The sequence below is a fragment of the Pseudochrobactrum sp. XF203 genome (assembly GCF_020341615.1).
GTDB classification, from domain to species: domain Bacteria; phylum Pseudomonadota; class Alphaproteobacteria; order Rhizobiales; family Rhizobiaceae; genus Pseudochrobactrum; species Pseudochrobactrum saccharolyticum.
Genome location: NZ_CP084392.1, coordinates 2,244,575 through 2,263,662, shown reverse-complemented (window position 1 = coordinate 2,263,662; position 19,088 = coordinate 2,244,575). Strand labels below are relative to the sequence as shown.

Genomic DNA, 19,088 nt, shown 5'->3' with positions numbered 1-19,088 from the left:
TTAATACTAGAGCGGTTTACGTCCAGATTGGATCATAGCGCTCGCTCTAGATTCTTTATTTGGTCGCATTTTCACGGGCGTCAAGTTGATCCAACTTGACTGTGAAATGCTCTAGCCGCTGCGCTCGCTCTAAATTCTTTTAACTGTCGTATTGTCGCGGACGTTAAATGATCCCATTTCACTGCGAAATGCTCTAGGGGATAGCCAGGAGATAGAATGTCTTTTCTTAAACGCCTTTTTGGGTTTGGTGGTTCTGAAGCTGCAGACAGCAAGGCTCAGGCTGAGCCGGTCAACAGTGAGCATAAGGGCTTCATCATTCTGGCAACGCCGTTTGCCGAAGCCGGACAGTTTCAGACCTGCGGCCTGATCCGTAAGGAAATCGCTGGCGAGATGAAAGAACATAAATTCATCCGCGCAGATCGTTTCGCCACCATGGATGATGCGGTAAATATTACCCTCATCAAAGCCCGTCAGATTATTGATGAGCAGGGCGACAATTTATTTCGTTAAACCGAGGCGAAATTGACGAGACATAAGGCCCGGTTTACCGGGCCTTTTATTTTGAAATTGATTTATCCGGCCGCAGTAAATTTGCTAAAATGCTGCGGGAAGGTGAGGACGTTATGAAGAAACCATTCTGGCAAACCAAAACATTGCGTGAGCTGAACAAGCAGGAGTGGGAAAGCCTTTGTGATGGCTGCGGCCAGTGCTGCCTGCATAAATTGCAGGATGACGATACAGACGAGATTTACGGCACCAGTGTCGCCTGTACTCTGCTGGATGGCACAAGCTGCCAGTGCTCGGATTATCCGAACCGCAGAAAAACTGTGCCGGATTGCGTATTCCTGACACCGGAAATTATTGAGACCGTGCGCTGGTTGCCTGAGACCTGCGGCTATCGCCGTGTGTCTGAGGGCAGGGATCTGGAGTGGTGGCATCCGCTTGTTTCCGGCTCCAAAGAAACAGTGCATGAGGCCGGTATTTCCGTGCGTGGCAAGATCACTGCTTATGATCATGATCTGCCGGATGAAGAGGCATATCTGAAACATATGACCGGTCACATTGCCTGATAAAAAGTGATCAGATGAACTGCAAATGAATGATTGATTGCTGCTGCATTCAGAAATAGCTTGCTAAATATTGGATATCGCAACAAGCAAAGAATTATCCAAGGAGAACAATATGTCGGGTTTCTCAATGAAGGCAGCAATTGTTTCCGGCCTGATTGGTCTTGCCGGTGTTTTCTCGGCGGGTGCATCGGCACAGGCCGCATCGCCTGCAGTATCGCTCACAGTCAGCGGTGTGGCGACAACCGGTGCGCCGGTGGTGCAGGTGAACCATCGTCATGGCCATTATAACCGTCCGCAATATCGTCCGAACCGTTATGCCTGCACACCGCGCAATGCAGTCTCCAAAGCATCGCGTATGGGCATTCGCGGGATGCGCGTGCATAGCAACCGCTCAACGATCCGCGTCTCCGGTTATCGCCATGGCCGTCCGGTGAGTGTGCTCTTCGGTAAAGCGCGTGGTTGCCCGATCTTGCGCTAATCCGGCATTGACCGGTTGAATTGATTTCCTGTCAGGCTGTGAATCGAACAGATTCGCAGCCTGATTTTTTATGCGGATGAGAAGACAGCTTTTGGCGCTAAAATTACGGAAATATCTTGTTTTACAGAATGATATGATGCGTCGTCGTCAATATCCGGTATGTCTTTAAACACTGATTGATAATGTTTTGGCTGATAAGCGAGTTAGTCTTGCGATCATGTTTCGATTCAGGTAGATCGGGATTGCGTGGGCCTGTAGCTCAATTGGTCAGAGCCGGCGGCTCATAACCGCTTGGTTGGGGGTTCGAGTCCCTCCGGGCCCACCATCACATAAACCATTGATTTTATTGATAAATATAGAGCGGTCAATCTGATTTGTACACCTAAATGTACACCTAAAATCGGAGCGATGATTCGTGAAGTATTTATGGAAGAAGAATAATGGTTATTTCTTTCAGCATCGTGTGCCGCAGCATCTTGTGCAAACCTTCCAAAAAAGCCATTTTCGGCTTTGGTTGGGGGATATCTCAGCAAGAGATGCAAAGCGATGCGCTTATCATTTAGCATCGCATTTACAGATGGGGTTTGCTTTGGGGGCTGATCGTAAAGCTTTAGAGCGTAGCTTGCTCGAATTGCAAAAACAGTACAAAAAAGTAAGTCATGAAAAATTTTGGGCGTTACTTCGGTCTGGGATGGGGCGGGAAGATGCAGAGCATGCTTCCACAGACAAAGAACGTGAAGACTTTTTAAAATATTCTGTTGAGCAGCTTGCGGCTTCAAAAACATATGAAAAAGTTCAAGAGCAGCTTAAAACATTAGAGAATGCCTTACAGACAGATGCTGCGGCACTTGCTGCTGAACGTGAAGCATATGCACATGCATTGCAGTCCGTTGCATCTATGAATGTTCAGCCAGTGCCAGCACCAATCCTAGTGCAACCACCTGCACCAACTATTGAGATGGATGAGCGCATAATTACGGCTGATACGTTTTTGAGTGCTGCAGGTAAAATCATTCTGGATAATCGCAAGCAAGCAAAAGAAGGCGCTGCCAAAGCGGACGACCGCTATCAAGAACGACTGACGACTTCTTTAGCAGCTTTCATTGATATTGTTGGCGATAAACCGCTTTCTTATTACTTGCCGATGCACATTCAGGACTTTGCGAATGTGATGTCAAAGATACCAAAAAATCGCTCAAAATATGAGTGCTTTAAAGGCTTGTCTTTAAAAGAAACTGCTCAAAAAAATGCAAAGAGAAAAGAGCCTATTCAAGTTTTAACAGCATCATCAGTGCAATCATCAATTAGCGAAATTCTAAACCTCTGGTCCCGCATGACCGCGGGGGTATCAGGTGTGCGAGATTTAAAATCTTACCGCATAACAATGCCGTCTGCTGCTCGTAAAAACGTAGTGCGCGAGGGTCTGCCAGCTTCATCATTAAATGTATGGCTAGAAGATGCTTTTGCAATCAACACAGTTCGTTATGAATATAAGAAATACATGCTACTCGTTGGCTTGCTCACTGGTATGCGTCTTGGTGAAATTGTTTACCTACAACCGAAAGACATCATTCAATACGAAGGGCATACGGTCATTGATCTGCGCCAGCCCATTATTCTGCGTGGAAAAACAATTGATCGTGCTTTAAAAACGGAAACGTCACCACGAATTGTCGCGCTGCATCCATATTTGCATGAGTGTGGTTTTGTGCATTGGGCGCTAAGGCGGCGTGATTGGATATTTGGTGAAGTTCAAAAAGCTGATGATCCTGCGGATGCTGCATCAAAACAGATGTCGAATTGGATGCGGAAACTAGGCATTCACGAACCATACCGTCAAGTTTTTCACTCACTCAGGCACAACGCAAAACATTGGTTACGCAACGGAACTAACAAGCTGATTGCTGACAAGCAGTGTGGTCACGCGAGTGATAGCGTTGCAGATTCCTATGGATTTTCAGTGCTGCAAGCAGATGAAATTGGTCTGATAGAAGCTCTTGACCTGCCTAAAATTGATGTCTTCTTGAAAAGCTGAACACTGAAAAACTCGACTGCTACAGCGTTATTTGACTTACGCGCAGTCATGTTTTCCTCATGTGAGCTGCATTAACTGTGAATAGTGTCGATTGGCGATGCAATCACTGATTGTATAAGGTAAAATTGAACAACCAGCACATGGAAGGAAGTCAAAAATGCTTTTGAATGCTATCAAGATCAGTAATGGACGTATTTTAATTTTTCGCGCTGATGTAGAATTTAATCAGGATTTGCGAAACATGATTGATAATATCAGCCATTCTATTGATGATTTTTCATATGACATCGACAAACAAGATTATTATTTTCAGAACAAGGATAAGATTGACAATGATATAAAAATGAATGGGTACTCTATATTTAATTTGACCCGATATGAGTATCATTCAGCGTCGCGGCATGAAACGGTTGTAAAAGCTATCGAAAAACATGCATATGAATGGGCCGCATAATTTTCAAATTGCCTAAAATCCTCAATTTTCCCGCATGCAATTATATGGCTCACTCTCGCAACCTCAAAAAAACAGGCATTTGTGAGCGTCGATTTTTGTGTGTAGCACGTAAAATCATGAAAAACTGCCATGCTGCCGATTGGTGCAGCACTATGGTTTCGTATCAAAACCCTTATAATATAAGGGGTTTAATAGCTCACTAAGTGTAGGAAATTTTTCGTGGGATAGGCAAAATGGATGCGCTTAAAAAACGCTCTCTCATAATGTTGGAAGATTCAAAACAGTATCTTGCTGCAGGTATAATCCTGAATAACGCTAAAGAACCTGAGGCTCCCATAGGCTTATACAACCCTGTTTTAAACTCATTGTTGATAAGCATTGAGTTGTCTTTAAAGTCTGTTCTCTATCATGCTGGCATTGCCCCCAAAAATGGACATGATATCGGAACGGGTTTAATTGATGCAATTTCTAATGGTTTACAAATAAGTGAGCCTGCTGCTTGTGTCGTTTTTTCATTGAATGAGCCGTATCTGAAACATGCTCCTCGTTATTCACCACACTCAGAGAAAATACTGAAAATAATGCCTGTGCCGATGGTTTTACAGACGGCAACCGAGGTTGTTGCTAGCGCTGAGATGCTGATAAAAGATAAGCCCTTTGCGATGCAATACACTCCATTGATCTATGATAGAGCGGTTGAGTTGAAAGCGCAGGTTGAGAACCAGTATCAAGAGCAAATTGATAACGTAGATTTTAATCGTGTTTATACTGAAGATGATAAGCCACCATATGCTTTAGGGACTGTCTTTGTGACTCCATTGGAAAAGTAGTCAGGATTCAAAAATCCTTAATTTTCCTGCATGCAATTATATGGCTCGTCCTCATAACCTCAAAAAAACAGGCATTTACGAGCCTTACTTTTTGCGTGCTGCACGTAAAATCATGGAAGAACTGCCGTGCAGCCGATTTGTGCAGCACGGCGGTCTTATGTCGAAACCCTTATAAATAAAGGTTTTTGATAACACTAGATCAGGGACTAAGAACCTCATGCTGAAGATGCTGCACATCTCATTATGCGTTTCTTGTGTCCGTTAATTGCCGTTATTTTGCCCTTTATTACGCTGGCACAACTCTCCGGTCCATGTTTGCATGGCTTGTTTTGGAGGCTGTTTTTGTGCGTTTTTTGCTATCAAAAAGGCGGATCATCGGGGGACAATTTCTGGCTCAGGTGAGCCAAGTTCCGCCGGAGGCGGTAAGCTTGGGTTGGTTGGATTAAGTGAAAGCTTTGAACTTAATCCAACCGTATGATCGTTCTTATTTCTCTCTTTAAATTCTTCCAACATCACTTCAGCCTCAGCCACATCAACGATTTTCCATTCACCATCGACGTTCATAAATTTCTCGTTTGTTGATGGGCAGAAAACACCAACATTCTTTCGTGTCGTTTCATTATAACCCGTCTCAACAGTATCTCTTATTGGTAGCGGTGGCAGTGACTGATGCAGTTCCATCTCATGATGCTCTGACAGTTCATCAGACAACCACTGTACCTCAGCTTCATCAAGATCAGCATCGTTCCACATACCTATCGCAATCGCCGCATGCCACGCTGCTTGTGCTGCCTGGTCATTATGAAACTTTACATCTTGAAGCATTTCGTCACGATCTTCTGCATTGTCAGCCTCATCAGCCAATTTTCTGAAGTGTGCAGCATCAAGACCTTCTTCACGCACTTTCTGCATCATGCGCATTGCGATTTCTGCCCGACCATCTTTTGCATGGACATCTTGTCCTGATTTTTTCCAAAACGTATCCCAAATTTTTTGAGGTCCACGACCTGAGTCCAAACCTAAAAAATTATGCGTGCGTAGCCGTCTCATCCACTTCCACGCTTTAAAACGCATCAAATCGGTTGGCTTGGAAATTTCTAAAATTTCGCCTGTGTCGGGATCAATGGTTTCTTGTTTCTGCTGGTCATTTTCATTCTCAAGACGTGTCGCATAACGCGCAGCATATTTAGCTATGCTCGCAGCAGTTTCTTTCTGTCCGTTTTTGCTTTTCGGTGGTGCATATTTCTTATCAGAATCACCGATCACAAATGCTGCACACCCACGGTCTTGACCAGCATCATCACCATACAAGCGGCTGGAAAATTTCTTACGGAATTCATCGCATACTACACGCGCATGTTCTTGCGTCTTGCAAGCCAGAACATAGTGACGATGAACTGTCCCAGATTGTTGAGGCTGTGCATTCCACCATCCCGATGGACGCACGCCTTTATCGCGCAAGAGCGCTAGCACACGATGATGATCATCTTGCATCGCTTGCATGCCCTCAAGAGGACCAAAATCAGTATTCCATTGTGCTGCACGTTTATCTTCATTCGTGCTGTGTGGAACGTACGCGCCAGGCAATGTGACTGTGATCCAACACACATGCCAATTCAACGTCTCCCATTTTTTTAGCATCATATCAATAATGAGCCTGCGCTTAGTCACATCCGCAATTTTCGCACGTTTATTCACCTCTGACATTGGGATTTGAACGCTCGGATCGTCAACATTGATAAGCCTCAAATCTTCAAGTTTCAGCGCTGTTTCTGCTTCATATTCACGATGCAGCGCGAGTGTGTAATCCGACACATAAAGCGGACGCATATCATTGTTAGCGCCGCCCACAGCACTTAACGCTGCTTCAACATACAAGAGGGCTTTACGCTGCTGCTTTTTCAAACGGCGGCGATGGTGCTTCTTGCAGCGCCCTTTCATATGAGCAGGTTCTTGATTTGTCGCATTGCCATTTTCATCTTTCGGCGGGAATTTTTTCCAATGCTCATATGCTAAATCATTTGCTTTTTGACTGATGTCAGAAGCACGCAAACCAATTAATTCTAAGCCATCCCAGCCCACACGATCCAAAATCGCGATCTCTCTTTGACGGCGTTTTTGAGGTGACATTTTCTCTAAAAACGGCAGCCACTCGGGCGGCAAATGATTGCCTACATGCGTGTGGTTTCGGCGCTGTTTGTAAGTGCCAGAATAAGACGGTTGCCGCCAATTTTCAGTGTAGCGTGCTGCACGCTTTACGTCTTGTTCTTCAGCTTCAAGATCATGAAAGTCGCGTTTGCGAGCTTCAACTTCTGTGAGTACCAAAGAGCCAGCATCTAAGAAGTCTTGAATAAACTCTGATTTTGAACAGTCAGGTTTGTTCAGATATGCAAACTGTCTTTCTTTAAGAAAACGACTTCCAAGATGACCGCCGGCAGCAAGCTTTACAGCTAAATCACTCTTGCCAGTATGTTCATGCTGCGCATTGCTATCGGCTGCTAAATTCTGGAAAAAAGCCTTGTTAGATAAGGCGTTGTCAACAAATTTGGTTTTTGAAGGTAGACTTGTCTGTGTGCTGGAAATCGGGGTTTCCAGCGGGCGGCTCATCTAAATGAGCAAGGGGTCTTTACGTATGCTTTTTTATGAATGATCATAATCAAATACTCCGAAAAAAGCGCGGTGCAGGGTTCCCGCCCATTGACCACAGCGTTTTTTTATTAGGGCCTGGAAACTTGCCCGTGTCAAAAACGGGGTTTTTATCCGCCGACAAAACATTTCAAAACACGCTGCGGGTAACACTCGCTCTTTTCCACGTCGAATATTTGCTTGTCCTTTGATGCGGGTCACTCGCCCCGCCTCAATCCTTCGGATCGGGCAAATATTAGAACATGGAACCTTTTCGCTCAGTGACCTTTTGCTTTGCTGCTTTTATGATCTTCGATCAACCCCGATGCCTATTCAGCATCGAGGTAAAAAAGCTTATGCAGCACGCAAAAGATCAACCCTGCAGCTTGCTGGCAGTACATATGTTTTTGAGGAAAAATGAGAATAATTTTTGAGCCGATAATGTGTTGAATTGTCATCAAAATTTGCTGTTTTTGGCTTCAAATCCAAGCAGATGTCAATAGCTAACTATTTGATTTTATTAATTATTTGTTGCGCAAACTCTGATTTGTGTTATCTTGTGTTCATACATTCGTCTCGTTTGTATATTTCTTTCTTGCAAATTTGCCCTGCTTCCAAAGAGCGGGGCTTTTTTTGTTCAAAAGTGTTGCCGGCACCAACAAAATTCGCCGATCAAGCTCTCAAAAAGCAATTATTTTCACATTTTTTGAAAAAAGTTTGAACGCTCTAAAACCCTTATACTTAAAGGGAAATTGTGCAATTTTTATCAAGTCTCAAGTACATATGTCAATAGATAACCAAATAATAGTTGTTTTGTCAATATTTACTCAAGTTTAGTATCAGCCTATATTTAATATATAGGTAAGCAACGGTGCTAAGACCTATATAAAAAAGTAAGGGTAATACAATGATAGATCAAGAATACACATACGAAGTAAGCAACATTAAAGTTGAAGACAATCATGGTTTGTTTGCATATTTTGATGTTAAACAAATGAATGAAGATGGTGATTTAATCGAGGAAGTCAGCACGGGTGACTGGATTGATTTAGACGATGGTCTTTTAGTTAATGATCATGACGCGAGCAATTTGTGGCACTATAACAGAAATCTCGACATGGATGAAGTTCATGCTCATGTGAATGATTACCTTCGCGAAAATCCAATTTCTGACGAAACTCTTGAAGACGCTCGTGTTGCTAAAGCTGAACGAGAAGAAGAGATTAACAAGCGATTTTCCATGTGAGTGAGGTGCTATGAATACTTTATATCACTATGCGCACAAGCCTATCTTTGCCCGATCTCAAAGCGAGGTCGGGTGGAGGATACAGGAATTCAAAAAACTGCGCTCGGAACTCGATTTACCACGCACAGAGCTGGCTAAAATAACTGGTCTAAAAATCAGTACGCTAAACCAGATTCCACACAAAAACAAAGTCGTTTCAATACTGGTTCTCGAACGCATGCGTGCAGCACTTGAAGCCAGGAAACATCAAATGGGAGAATGAAAATGAGAGATGAAGAAATAGAAGTCGAAAATGTTCGTTTTGCATATGAAAATTATGTAGGTAAAGTTTTGAAATTCGACATAAATAGTGAAGAATATTTGGAATATTACGACAGCGACAGGGAAAAGATCGGTCGCTCCGAATATGATGAAAGCAAATATCTCCTTTCGGAGCATTTTGAAGAAGATGAAATTGAAGAAATAGTCGATCAACTACACGCTATTTTGAATATGTATAAAGAAGACGCAGAATATGAAAAAGAAGCTGAAAACAGATTTAAAATGTAAATTGATGATGAAAGCCACCCCTTAAAGCCCTGCCATCAAAACGTGGGGCTTTTTAGCAGCATCCTGCATTTTTGTTTTACCAGCGTCATAAACGCTATGGGCACTCAATACTAACAGCGATACGATGACAGCATATGCATTCCGGTCCATGCAAAAATCTATGATGATTACATCGCGTTCTTTGAAAATTTGATCTGAAGATGCTGCCGCAGCAACCAAGTAAAGGGCCCGTGTTACCCGCGCCAAACCCTTTACTTTCTTGCTATTTCGTCAGCAAAAAGAGGATCAGATTTTCAAAAAACATAGGAGTAAATCACATGAACAGATTTTTTAAGGGCATCGCATACGGCATCATGCAAGCGACAATCGTTCTCACCGCTTGGTCAGTAATCGGTCTCATTCTTGCGGTTTACATCGCAAAAGGTTTCTGATCCCAATGCAATCACATTCCTATTAAAGCCCCGCAATCAAAAGCGGGGTTTTTTGTATCCATTTTCATCCAAAAACTCCGGCCAAAAATCGAGATTATTGTTTTTGCCGGCGATTACGTGAAATTGATTAAAACCATATAAAACAAGGCTTTATATTCGTTCTCAGTTCTTAAAATTTTGAATTTGACAAATCCAAAACGCATACTTGTTTCATCAGCCCAATATGGAGGACTTTAAGATGAAAACAAATATACGTGAATTATTGATTGAATTCGGTGAAAATCCAGATCAGCAATATATTGAGTCTCAAATAGCAGGTTTGCAGTTTTACAAATATTCTGACTCCGATGAAATGTCGGATAAATTACTTAGACCGCAAGCTGGTGACCGCATTCAATTTATACGCAATCCGGATAATGAATATGATGAAAATGCTATAGAAATTTGGTTCAAGAATGGTCAACACATGCTTGGTCATGTTCCGGCTCGATTGGCTGCCGTTCTTGCGCCACAAATGGATGCGGGCAAGTTACTGAAGGGGTATTTTCTTAATGAAGGTGATGGTCGCGCTTGGAGCGTAAGCGCTTTATTGCTTGGTCCAGCATTGCCACCAGAGCCGCCTACATTACCAAAAGTTTGCCCGGATAAATGTGCATTCGATGAATGGGATAGAGAAAACAGAATGCTTGCTGGTGAATGGGTGTGGCAATGAGTAAATTGAAAAAAACAACCTCACCAGCCCCGCGCAAACCATTCAACGAATACATCTTAGCCAAGATCAAATATCAAGAATCTAAAATCTCATATCATCAAAAGCGTATCGAATTTCTGAAAAAACAACTCAAATAATGACCAGTCTTTTGCACTCATTTTCGACCCAAAACCCTGACAAAAAATCAGGGTTTTTATTTTGCCGGCGATTACACTGCAATTAATTAAAACCATATAAAACAAGGCTTTATTGACATTTTCAATTTCAGAAATTTTGAATTTGACAATTCTGAAACTCATACTTGTTCATCACTAATGATGGAGAACAAATATGACTACAGAAAATCAAACACCAGACATTCAAGAATACGAAATCCTGGACGGATATTTTTTAAATCCTATTTACTATAGAGAATTCGGATATTCGAATTGGTGTGCAAAAATATCTGGTAAGAATGCTGCACACCACAAGCGCATTTTTCTTGACTCTAAAGAGTGGGGTTTAATGTTTGATATATCAAAAATTGAAAAGGGTGACGTGCTTGAAATAGCATATACAGAGCGCAGTCGAAAAAGGTCTGCGTATCGGCACGGATATAATATTTTTGTTCGTGTTGTGAAGATAAAAAAATATGGATTGGTCGTTGAAAAATACGAAACTTTATCAAAAGCACTCAAAGCTTACCACGCTACAAGAATGGTAGAAAAAGCAAAGCGTGCGGCAGCATATCAAGCGCGTAAAATTGCACGAAATTTGGCTTCTGAGACATCGTCTGAACAATAATGACACAAGTTCACCAACACCATTAAAAACGCCCTCTAAATCGCTTTAGAGGGCTTTTTAATCAATCATGGTAAACTGTCCGAGCATAAGCTTCGTGATCAAATTTTTGAGCTTCATTTTCAAAAATGTAGGGACTGCCGTTCAAATTCTGATAATATAAGTCACCAGTTGCCGCAAATTTTTTTATGAGCACTTCTTCTTGTACCGTATTCAAAAAAACTTTGGTACGATTTTGCACATCGTTAGTTACTTTCCAGGGTAAGCTGAATATCCATTCAGTTACATATTTGCGGCTATATTTTTGATTTTTCATAAGTGAAATCTCAAAAATGTGGTCAAGTCCCTCATATTCAGAACTATCAATAGACAATACTTCTAAAGAGACTTCTTGATTCAGAAATTGATCGATAGTTTTCTTTGAATCGCTCAAAGTTAGAAATTCTGTGTTTGAGCCTGGATTCAAAGCTGTGTTTTTAGAGAGAACACAAACATTGTTTTGACATTCTAAAGATATGTGTTTTGTCACGCTGCACGATACTGCTGAACATATTTTCAACGATGTCTTCAGCTCTTTTATTTCACTCGTATTAGCATTTTTTTCTGCCTGCAAATGCAATTTAAAATCATATTCAAGTCGGGCGTGGTTATGATCTTCCATATTTTTTCCAGCATCGACAGGATGATTTGAAGAACCTCCAAAAATTGGCTCAATAGCTGCATCTCTTAAGCTCACTTGCACTCTAACACGTTCTTTTTTTTGCTCATTGTCCGTATCTGTGCCGGAGCCTGAACCAGCACCATGACTATGGCGATAATAAAATCGCGGTTTTTCATCAGCTTTTGAATAAGCTGTGAGAGCCAGCGTTCCGGCGAAGCCTAAAACTGCGGATAGTATGTATGTTGTCAACATTTTATTCATGATTTGTTCTTCCTTAAATTGCGGCCCAATTAAATCCCCCGCTGCCAGCCGCTAATGGCAACGAGGGAAAGGTTTAGTTTTATTCAGTTGCGGTATTGCGTTTGTCAGGAATCGGCATGCGATTCATACGACCGCCGCCGCCACCACCTTCACCATTATTTTGCGGCTTCTGGCGGTTTCCTGGAGCATTATTTGGTTTATGATCAGCACCAAGGCGCATGTTTTGGCCGGACGTTGCAATGATCGTATTTGCAGCGCTACCTTCACCCATAGATTGCGTTGCGTGACCAAACCAAGCTGCAATACGTTCATGCAATGTCATGTTCAAGCTGAACACGTATAAGACGACTCTAAATTGCATATATGTGACGATTGCAATGCTGAAAATCATGCTTGTTATACCGAGTGACGCGCCGCCCATATTTGCCCGAAATCCAAACGACCACAGGTATAATAAAATATTCAACAGCACTGTACTGAGCAAAGCTGCACCGAGCCAGGCCAGCATATTCATAGATGGTCTGAACAGCAGACTAAACAAAAATTTGTAGCCAGGCATGTTCGCGGTCGACACAAATGAGTCACTTGAATCGAGTCTCGCATGCGTGAAACCCCACCATAGTATCGCACCCGAAACGACCAATAATTCGACTGCAAATGCTACAATTCCGAACATTGCATATATGAGTGGTAAGTTTGGAAGCACGATAGCCAGTGCTGCGCCACCTACGAACAGAGCCGCGAGCAAAGGCCAGACTCCAGTCATTATATAGTCAACAACTTTACCCGCCGTCGAAGACCAGAAATTGCTTGCACCAGTTGCTGTCAAACCAACGCCAAAACCAATTTTAGCGCTTGTCATCATTCGCGAGCCTAAATTGATCAAATCCGCGGTTGGATCGTTTGACCAGCCATCATAACGTGTCAGGTAGTCGACAATAGGCGCAGAAACGCTGTTCACAACTTTCGCAAAAAGAGTCGTATCTTGTTCGGTAGCGAAAGCAAAATCATCACCCGTAAGTGCCTGTCTTTCTTCGTTTTTCTTGAAAGCGTCGAGCAGAGTAGTGAGATTTTTTAGATTATATTCTAGAGCAGACCATGCTTCAGGTTTCGGCGGTGCAAAAATAGGCGCTTCAGTTGTGAAACCATTGGCTTGTTCATTCATTCGCGTAAGTGTCGTGTAGTACGCAAACATTACTGCGCCGCCAGCTTTTTTGATTCCATCTATGAGTTTTTGGCGCTGCTCACCTTGACTTATTTGCAGCTGCTTTGATGCGGATTCTTGCAGTGTTTTTTCGTATTCTTTTGCTATTCCATCGATCTGCACGAAGAAATTTGTTGGCAAATATTCACTGCTTTTTAAATTTTCAACGAACTTTAAATCGTGTTTTTGAGGCGGGGCCCAGAGTGCTTTAAAGAATCCTTCCGACATTTTCGGCGTGATAGCACGAACATCTTTTATGAGCTTTGTCACTGCTTTATGTCTGTCAAATCCGAATAAGCCAAACTCGTCAGCAAGTGGGTAAGATAACGAGAAGCCGCCGCACTGTGGCGACCAATCCCAAACAACTTTTTTCTTGTCAGCGCTCAATTCAATGACTTCACCAGCCGAAGAGGCTTGTGAAATAGGTAGTAGCGCTGGCGATCTGCTCGCTTTCACTTCATGATTATAAAGCTGCGTACACATGTCATACGCAAACACCGTGTAAGCTAATTCATTACCATGCATTGCCAACGGATAGAGCTGCTTACCATCTTTTATAACGTGTTCTGCAACAGCAAGTGAGATTGCATCGAACATGTTGATTGAAGGCGCAGCAATCAAATTTCTTAGTACGTAATGCGCTGATGTAATACCGCTTCCGCCAGGTATCGGAGCCATGAGTCCTATCGCAAAAACGATACTCAACGGTGCAAGGACTTCATTAAAAGATTCAGTAAATTTGCTGCCTTTTCTTGAAGCTGTAATGATCCCTGAAATCACTAGATATACGATTTTTAAAATCGCTGTAGATAGCAGCACAGTCGCTATCACAAATATCGCTTGCGTAAGTATTGTCGGCTGTGAAGTTGGCAATAAAATTTCGACAATTTTCCAGAGTAGATTGTCGCTCGATGGCTCTTTTAAAATATCAATAGGATTCATCATGTCTGTCTCCTATTTCTCTATGCTCATCGTCTCTGTTTTCGCGCGTTGAAAAATCAAATTCGCTGAAAACTTTTTGATCTCTTTCGCTTGCGTATGTAGCGATCAGACTGCGTATAAAATCCTCTTTTATACGACCCTCATTCGCTGCTTTTTGCAGAGCCGCGCCCAATATAATTTTGCGGCGGCTATCCAATTTTCGGGCTTCTGCTTTTTGACTCTTCTGCGCACGTGCAAGCTCACTTTCAAGCTTTGCTTTCTGTGCTAGCAATTTTTCTAAGCGTTCGTTCTTTTTAAAAGAAATAGGCATTCAATATACTCCGATTTGCGCCGACAGATTTCTAATATTCGCCGACAAGTTAATTTATTTCGTACTCAAATTTATTGACAAATCTAATGTTTACTTGAGCAAATTTGTATTTGTAAAAATGAATACTTAACAATGATTTGTTCAAGGCTTGTATAAGTCAAGTTTGCATCAAATAATTTACTTGAAGCCAAGGGGAAAGGCTCACTGCCTTTAAGTGCGCGCTTAAGCAATCTCCGATTGCAGCTTGCCTGGCAGGGGCCTTTCGGTGGCTTCAAATTTTAAAATTGGAGTATGCAAATGAGACAGATTAAAATTTTATTTTCCTCAATATACGAGGAGCAAAAATTCGCAGTTCTATCACCAGACCTGCACGATATGGAACTTGAACATTACGCGCTGAAAAGTGGTTACGTGTTTGAGCAAACCACAGAAAATGGAATGCAGTTTTGTGCAGGTGGCGAAGCTAAAAAACGTCATTTGATTAACGTGCTACGCGATGCTGGATATGACGTTATCCAAGTCTGCGAATTTGTGAATTACGTCAAATGGGGCCGCGCTGGAGCTACTTATATTAATGCAGGTGAAGGAGTGTTGTCATGAACATTTCTGATCATCCGATTGCACAAATTCCTGCCGATTTTTGGCTCGCAATGGCATTCACTTTGGTGTCAGTCACAGCCGTCATTTCTCTGATTGTTGTTCTCACAAAAAAGGCAATTGCAAAGTGCTCAAAGAATGATGACGGCACTGATGCTGCATATAGAGAAACGATTTTACAGCGCATTTATTATTTCTTTTTAGAATTTCTGGAGAAATACTTTTCTGAAGTCATGACTGTTATGTTGCATACAGTCTTATTTGGCTGGATTATTTCAGTAGCTGAGCGAAACGAAGCTGTCTCTATTTTATCTATTGTGATTGGCCCATTACCTATATTTTTATTAAGTTTGTACACAACGTCACAATCTCTTATTCGATTAAATCGAAAAAGACTCAGCTTTAGAAATTTAGCATCTATTGTTGTCATTCCTATTTATTGGAGTGCTGTGATGCTAGCGTTTTTGAGCGTCAAAAATGTTTACGATATCCAGTTTCAAGCAAATGTAATTACGCAAAATGAGGTCATAAAACATGACCCCAAATGATGCCCTTTTTCATTTCTCGACTAAGGTTTTCAAGCGCAGTGACGGACGGTCGTCTGTCGCTGCCGCAGCATATCGTTCTGCATCAAAACTGACTGATCACCGTATTGGTCAAACATTCGATTATACAAAAAAGCATGTCGTTTCATCCTTCATACTGACACCATCAAATGCCCCCGCATGGGCGCTGGATCGTGAAGCACTTTGGAATGCTGTTGAACGCTCAGAAAATCGCAAAAACTCAGTTGTCGCACGTGAATTGGAAATCAGTATTCCACGCGATATCCCACAATCTGAATGGTCGAATTTCGCACAGGAAATCGTGCAGAAATATGTGGATGCTGGTGCAGTCGCGGACGTGGCTATTCACTGTCCACTTGCGCTCGATAAAGAGCCACAGCCGCACATACATGTCATGTTGTCGTTGCGGAAACTTGATCACACAACAGAACACGGTTTCTCGAAATCTAAAAATAATGACCTCATTTCAATGTTTGAAAGTGGCGGACGTTTGGGGGGCGAACGCAAAGACGCACTCAACAACGAGCGCGAGCGCATCGCTAATATAATGAATTCATATCTCATCAAGTCTGGCTCTGAAAAACGAGCCGACCACCGATCATATCGTGATCGCGGCATAGATAAGACCGCTGAACCGTTACTCGGTGAACAAAGAATTCGCGCTGCCAAAACCCGTAAAAAAGGGGACAGGCGGACGAATGAAGTCTTCATGTTGAGAAAGCTAAAACAGCATGAAGCAACCTTAATCCAACAGCTCGAAAAAATAGAGGAGAGCATTATGAGAAACTATCCGCATCTTCAAAACAAAGAGTACTCAGAAAAAAAGCAAGACTACAAAGTCGAACTTTTTCATGAGCGTTTTCCTGACGTTTCGATCGATCAGGCTAAAATTCATATGATTGACAACAGAACTAGAAATTTCCGCGCACAAATGCGTGACGGTTCATGGTTGGAATTGTCCAATTCTGGCCGCGCTTTACAGACGTATGGTGGTCCTGCAAACAGCTATGCAGATGAATTAGCAGCTAACATTGCGGAAGCTGGTTTCGTCGATGATGTCATCAAACTTCAAGAAGCAAACACATTTTCAAAGCGTTCATATCAGCATGAAAACACGCGAAAAAATGTTAACAAAAAGCCTATTTTGAAGGCTCCGGACAACACGTTTGAAACATCAGAATCGACAGATACTTACATTCAACAGCTTGCAGATGCTTGGTATAATCGTGGTTATACAAGCGTTGAGCCTGCTCTTGACGGTGTGTGGTTGCGGCTCGGTTCTGCACGTGTGCAAGACACTGGCGATGAACTGAAAATCTATGGAAAAATCAATGATTCAGCTATCGACGCGCTCATGCAAAAATCCGTTGATGAATGGGATAAAGAATTAGAAATTTTTGGTGACAAAGAATTCAAGGATAAAGCATGGCTTGCTGCTCAGAGGGCTGGTGTAACTGTATACGACAGAGACACAAAAGAACTTTACCAGCCGTCTCCTGAAGTCAAAAAACAATATGAAGATGCTGTCAAAAAATTGGAAGCACAAGCTGAAGCTCTTGATGGTATTCAAAAGCGTAAGAGTTTAGCAGAGCTTGTTCACGCATCAGCATGCAGAGACAAAAATGCAGTCAATGAGCTTATGCAGCGCGATAAAAATCTTTCAATTTTCACACGCTTTTATCTTGATGACGATCAGCTTGATGCACTCAGACAAGAAACACCGCAAGATATAGAAAAACAGCTTGATGCTTTCCGTGAGCTTGGTCGTCGTGCTGATCAGCACAATTCTCAACATTATCCAGACAATGAAATTCGAGGCGAAGACTACAAAAATTTGGACATAGATGAAGTCAAAAGAAAAAACGATGCTCATGATGAATCTATGAGCATTTGTCCACGCTGATGGAGGTTGATATGGAACATTTATTTGGCGGTTCTCGTAGAGAGAAAAAAGACAAAACAATAGAAAGGACATCGAAAGAACGTGGTTTTGCATACGCACTTTCGAAATACTTGCGCTATCGTTCAGAAGAAAAACTCGCTCCCGAATTTACTATCGGGGGCTTGGTTGTTGGCAAAGAGCAAGCCGCAATGTCACCTCTTTCAGCAAAGAAAATTAGGCAACAAGGGCGTTCATGGTGTCCGTTTCTTGGTCACGATACATCTATCAAAGATGATCAATTGTTGACTGCATATTTTGCCGCAAATGCTAGCAAAGACGGTGAAAACGAGCGTGACATTTGGGGTAGGCTTTATCGTGAATTTAAACGCGAAGGTCGCTATAAAACTGTTCAAAAATGGCGATCAGAAGGTGCTGCACTCATTGACCGAGCGACACGTGAGAATGCTCCTAAAATGTCTGATGGTGAAGGTTCTCTTGCATATGTGAACCCGATTTTTCTCAAAAAAGGCACAGGCAGCAACTCACTAAGAAGCAAAAAATGATGTCATATGTTCTGACAAAATAAAAACCACCTGATTTTGCGTCAGGTGGTTTTTTGATGGTATCCATCTTTGCACAGCCATCGCGATCCCTCGCTGTTCTGTATTCATATTGTTGATCGTCGGCCCACAAGAATCAAGCCCTACATCCAGCTTTGCTATAAATATCCCAGGGGTGCCGCGATAGCGGCAGGGGACTGGTCCCCTATGGTTTCGGTGTCCATCTATTGACTTGCTGTACACCTCTTTGTACACCTGATTGGGTGTACAAATGGAAATGATGATTTTTCTGCAATAAATATTAAGCAATAAAATCAAATGCTTATATATGTGCGAGCGAGCTATCCCTCCGGGCCCACCATCCTCACTTGGATTTGTTAGTGTTATTATATGCGCATCATTGCCAGCGCAAAGCTGGTGATTGTTGCTGCGGCTAAAATCCAGTTGGTCACTGTGATTGTGAGTTCCTGCTTCTGGAGCAATCTTAAAACAATCCAGACCACAACCCATGTTACGGCAGTGCCGATAAATATGGTTCCGGTGAAGCTGATTAGTATTTCAGAGACATCTGTTCCCGAAACAACCTTCCCGAGAGCTTTGCTGCTTCCGTGCAGCAAAGCCAATATTATAAGAGTTGCAGCCGAGTTCATAACTGGTTTCATGGAGACGGCTTTTGCTTAAAGCGCGTCGTCCTCGTTTTCATCATCATCGTCGGATTCAACAACATCCCATAGAAAGGCGCGCAAGCGTTCCTCAATGCTTTTTCTTGAGGCGCCGGATGCTTCCATGTCGCGCTTAATTTTGAAGAAGCGGTCTTTGTCGGTAGGGGAAAGATATTTTGTTGCGGATTCTAGGTTTGATAATTCACTGGCCATAAATGTCGGATGCTTCTTAA

The 19,088-nt window shown here is 42.4% G+C and carries 22 protein-coding genes and 1 tRNA gene; 17 read left to right on the top strand and 6 right to left on the bottom strand.

Annotated elements, in window-relative coordinates; all coding sequences use genetic code 11:
- Window positions 1–216: 216 nt before the first annotated feature.
- The 7 genes from LDL70_RS10350 (at window position 217) to LDL70_RS10320 (ending at window position 4,867) form a co-directional block, all read left to right on the top strand.
- Window positions 217–510, top strand: coding sequence for an HlyU family transcriptional regulator (locus tag LDL70_RS10350; protein WP_225685001.1), 294 nt, complete (start codon window positions 217–219; stop codon window positions 508–510).
- A gap of 113 nt (window positions 511–623) precedes the next feature.
- On the top strand, window positions 624–1,070 hold the full coding sequence (locus LDL70_RS10345) for a YcgN family cysteine cluster protein (RefSeq protein WP_051139026.1): 447 nt from the start codon (window positions 624–626) through the stop codon (window positions 1,068–1,070).
- Window positions 1,071–1,182: 112 nt separating this feature from the next.
- Window positions 1,183–1,548 (top strand): hypothetical protein, encoded by a 366-nt coding sequence (locus tag LDL70_RS10340; protein ID WP_028233645.1) that lies wholly within the window; start codon window positions 1,183–1,185, stop codon window positions 1,546–1,548.
- 248 nt (window positions 1,549–1,796) lie between these two features.
- A tRNA-Ile gene (locus LDL70_RS10335) sits at window positions 1,797–1,873 on the top strand.
- Window positions 1,874–1,963: 90 nt separating this feature from the next.
- Window positions 1,964–3,583, top strand: coding sequence for a tyrosine-type recombinase/integrase (locus LDL70_RS10330; protein ID WP_225684999.1), 1,620 nt, complete (start codon window positions 1,964–1,966; stop codon window positions 3,581–3,583).
- 157 nt (window positions 3,584–3,740) lie between these two features.
- Window positions 3,741–4,037 carry a hypothetical protein gene (locus LDL70_RS10325; protein WP_225684998.1) on the top strand — a complete coding sequence of 99 codons (297 nt, stop codon included), beginning with the start codon at window positions 3,741–3,743 and terminating at the stop codon, window positions 4,035–4,037.
- 233 nt (window positions 4,038–4,270) lie between these two features.
- On the top strand, window positions 4,271–4,867 hold the full coding sequence (locus tag LDL70_RS10320) for a hypothetical protein (protein WP_225684997.1): 597 nt from the start codon (window positions 4,271–4,273) through the stop codon (window positions 4,865–4,867).
- Window positions 4,868–5,239: 372 nt separating this feature from the next.
- On the opposite strand, the gene LDL70_RS10315 is transcribed toward LDL70_RS10320, so the two are convergent.
- The gene (locus tag LDL70_RS10315) at window positions 5,240–7,474 is read right to left on the bottom strand and encodes a replication endonuclease (RefSeq protein ID WP_225684996.1); all 2,235 of its coding nucleotides are present in this window, start codon (window positions 7,472–7,474) and stop codon (window positions 5,240–5,242) included.
- 925 nt (window positions 7,475–8,399) lie between these two features.
- Between LDL70_RS10315 and LDL70_RS10310 the strand changes: the two genes are divergently transcribed.
- From LDL70_RS10310 to LDL70_RS10300, 3 genes are read left to right on the top strand one after another with little or no spacing between them, the layout of a single operon-like run.
- The gene (locus tag LDL70_RS10310) at window positions 8,400–8,738 is read left to right on the top strand and encodes a hypothetical protein (protein ID WP_225684995.1); all 339 of its coding nucleotides are present in this window, start codon (window positions 8,400–8,402) and stop codon (window positions 8,736–8,738) included.
- Between the two features lie 10 nt (window positions 8,739–8,748).
- A complete protein-coding gene (locus LDL70_RS10305; RefSeq protein ID WP_225684994.1) occupies window positions 8,749–9,000 on the top strand; it encodes a hypothetical protein in 252 nt (83 codons plus the stop codon).
- 2 nt (window positions 9,001–9,002) lie between these two features.
- On the top strand, window positions 9,003–9,287 hold the full coding sequence (locus LDL70_RS10300) for a hypothetical protein (RefSeq protein ID WP_225684993.1): 285 nt from the start codon (window positions 9,003–9,005) through the stop codon (window positions 9,285–9,287).
- Window positions 9,288–9,308: 21 nt separating this feature from the next.
- Here LDL70_RS10300 and LDL70_RS10295 read toward each other — a convergent pair whose 3' ends face one another.
- Window positions 9,309–9,506: a hypothetical protein gene (locus tag LDL70_RS10295; protein ID WP_225684992.1), complete on the bottom strand. Its 198-nt coding sequence runs from the start codon at window positions 9,504–9,506 to the stop codon at window positions 9,309–9,311.
- Window positions 9,507–9,956: 450 nt separating this feature from the next.
- Here LDL70_RS10295 and LDL70_RS10290 point away from each other — a divergent pair, with 450 nt between their 5' ends.
- Together LDL70_RS10290 and LDL70_RS10285 are read left to right on the top strand one after the other, a co-directional pair.
- Entirely contained in the window at window positions 9,957–10,430 is a 474-nt protein-coding gene (locus LDL70_RS10290) for an HIRAN domain-containing protein (RefSeq protein ID WP_225684991.1), read from the top strand.
- A gap of 330 nt (window positions 10,431–10,760) precedes the next feature.
- On the top strand, window positions 10,761–11,213 hold the full coding sequence (locus LDL70_RS10285) for a hypothetical protein (RefSeq protein WP_225684990.1): 453 nt from the start codon (window positions 10,761–10,763) through the stop codon (window positions 11,211–11,213).
- Window positions 11,214–11,274: 61 nt separating this feature from the next.
- Here the strand turns inward: LDL70_RS10285 and LDL70_RS10280 are convergent, their stop codons facing one another.
- The 3 genes from LDL70_RS10280 to LDL70_RS10270 form a co-directional block, all read right to left on the bottom strand.
- On the bottom strand, window positions 11,275–12,132 hold the full coding sequence (locus tag LDL70_RS10280; RefSeq protein WP_225684989.1) for a hypothetical protein: 858 nt from the start codon (window positions 12,130–12,132) through the stop codon (window positions 11,275–11,277).
- Window positions 12,133–12,211: 79 nt separating this feature from the next.
- Window positions 12,212–14,281 (bottom strand): DotA/TraY family protein, encoded by a 2,070-nt coding sequence (locus tag LDL70_RS10275; RefSeq protein WP_225684988.1) that lies wholly within the window; start codon window positions 14,279–14,281, stop codon window positions 12,212–12,214.
- The gene (locus tag LDL70_RS10270; protein WP_225684987.1) at window positions 14,265–14,588 is read right to left on the bottom strand and encodes a hypothetical protein; all 324 of its coding nucleotides are present in this window, start codon (window positions 14,586–14,588) and stop codon (window positions 14,265–14,267) included. The genes LDL70_RS10275 and LDL70_RS10270 overlap by 17 nt, the downstream gene beginning before the upstream one ends.
- Before the next feature lie 297 nt (window positions 14,589–14,885).
- Between LDL70_RS10270 and LDL70_RS10265 the strand changes: the two genes are divergently transcribed.
- From LDL70_RS10265 to LDL70_RS10245, 5 genes are all read left to right on the top strand, one after another.
- Window positions 14,886–15,188, top strand: a complete 303-nt coding sequence (locus LDL70_RS10265) for a hypothetical protein (RefSeq protein WP_225684986.1) — start codon at window positions 14,886–14,888, stop codon at window positions 15,186–15,188.
- Window positions 15,185–15,733 carry a hypothetical protein gene (locus LDL70_RS10260; protein ID WP_225684985.1) on the top strand — a complete coding sequence of 183 codons (549 nt, stop codon included), beginning with the start codon at window positions 15,185–15,187 and terminating at the stop codon, window positions 15,731–15,733. Before LDL70_RS10265 ends, LDL70_RS10260 begins: the two co-directional genes overlap by 4 nt.
- Complete coding sequence (locus LDL70_RS10255) at window positions 15,720–17,654, top strand: MobA/MobL family protein (protein ID WP_225684984.1); 1,935 nt, start codon at window positions 15,720–15,722, stop codon at window positions 17,652–17,654. The genes LDL70_RS10260 and LDL70_RS10255 overlap by 14 nt, the downstream gene beginning before the upstream one ends.
- Before the next feature lie 11 nt (window positions 17,655–17,665).
- Entirely contained in the window at window positions 17,666–18,196 is a 531-nt protein-coding gene (locus LDL70_RS10250) for a hypothetical protein (RefSeq protein ID WP_225684983.1), read from the top strand.
- A 387-nt stretch (window positions 18,197–18,583) separates the two neighbouring features.
- Entirely contained in the window at window positions 18,584–18,874 is a 291-nt protein-coding gene (locus tag LDL70_RS10245) for a hypothetical protein (protein ID WP_225684982.1), read from the top strand.
- Here the strand turns inward: LDL70_RS10245 and LDL70_RS10240 are convergent.
- Window positions 18,871–19,068, bottom strand: a complete 198-nt coding sequence (locus LDL70_RS10240) for a hypothetical protein (RefSeq protein WP_221720525.1) — start codon at window positions 19,066–19,068, stop codon at window positions 18,871–18,873. The two genes, LDL70_RS10245 and LDL70_RS10240, sit on opposite strands and share 4 nt — an antisense overlap.
- Between the last annotated feature and the right edge of the window lie 20 nt (window positions 19,069–19,088).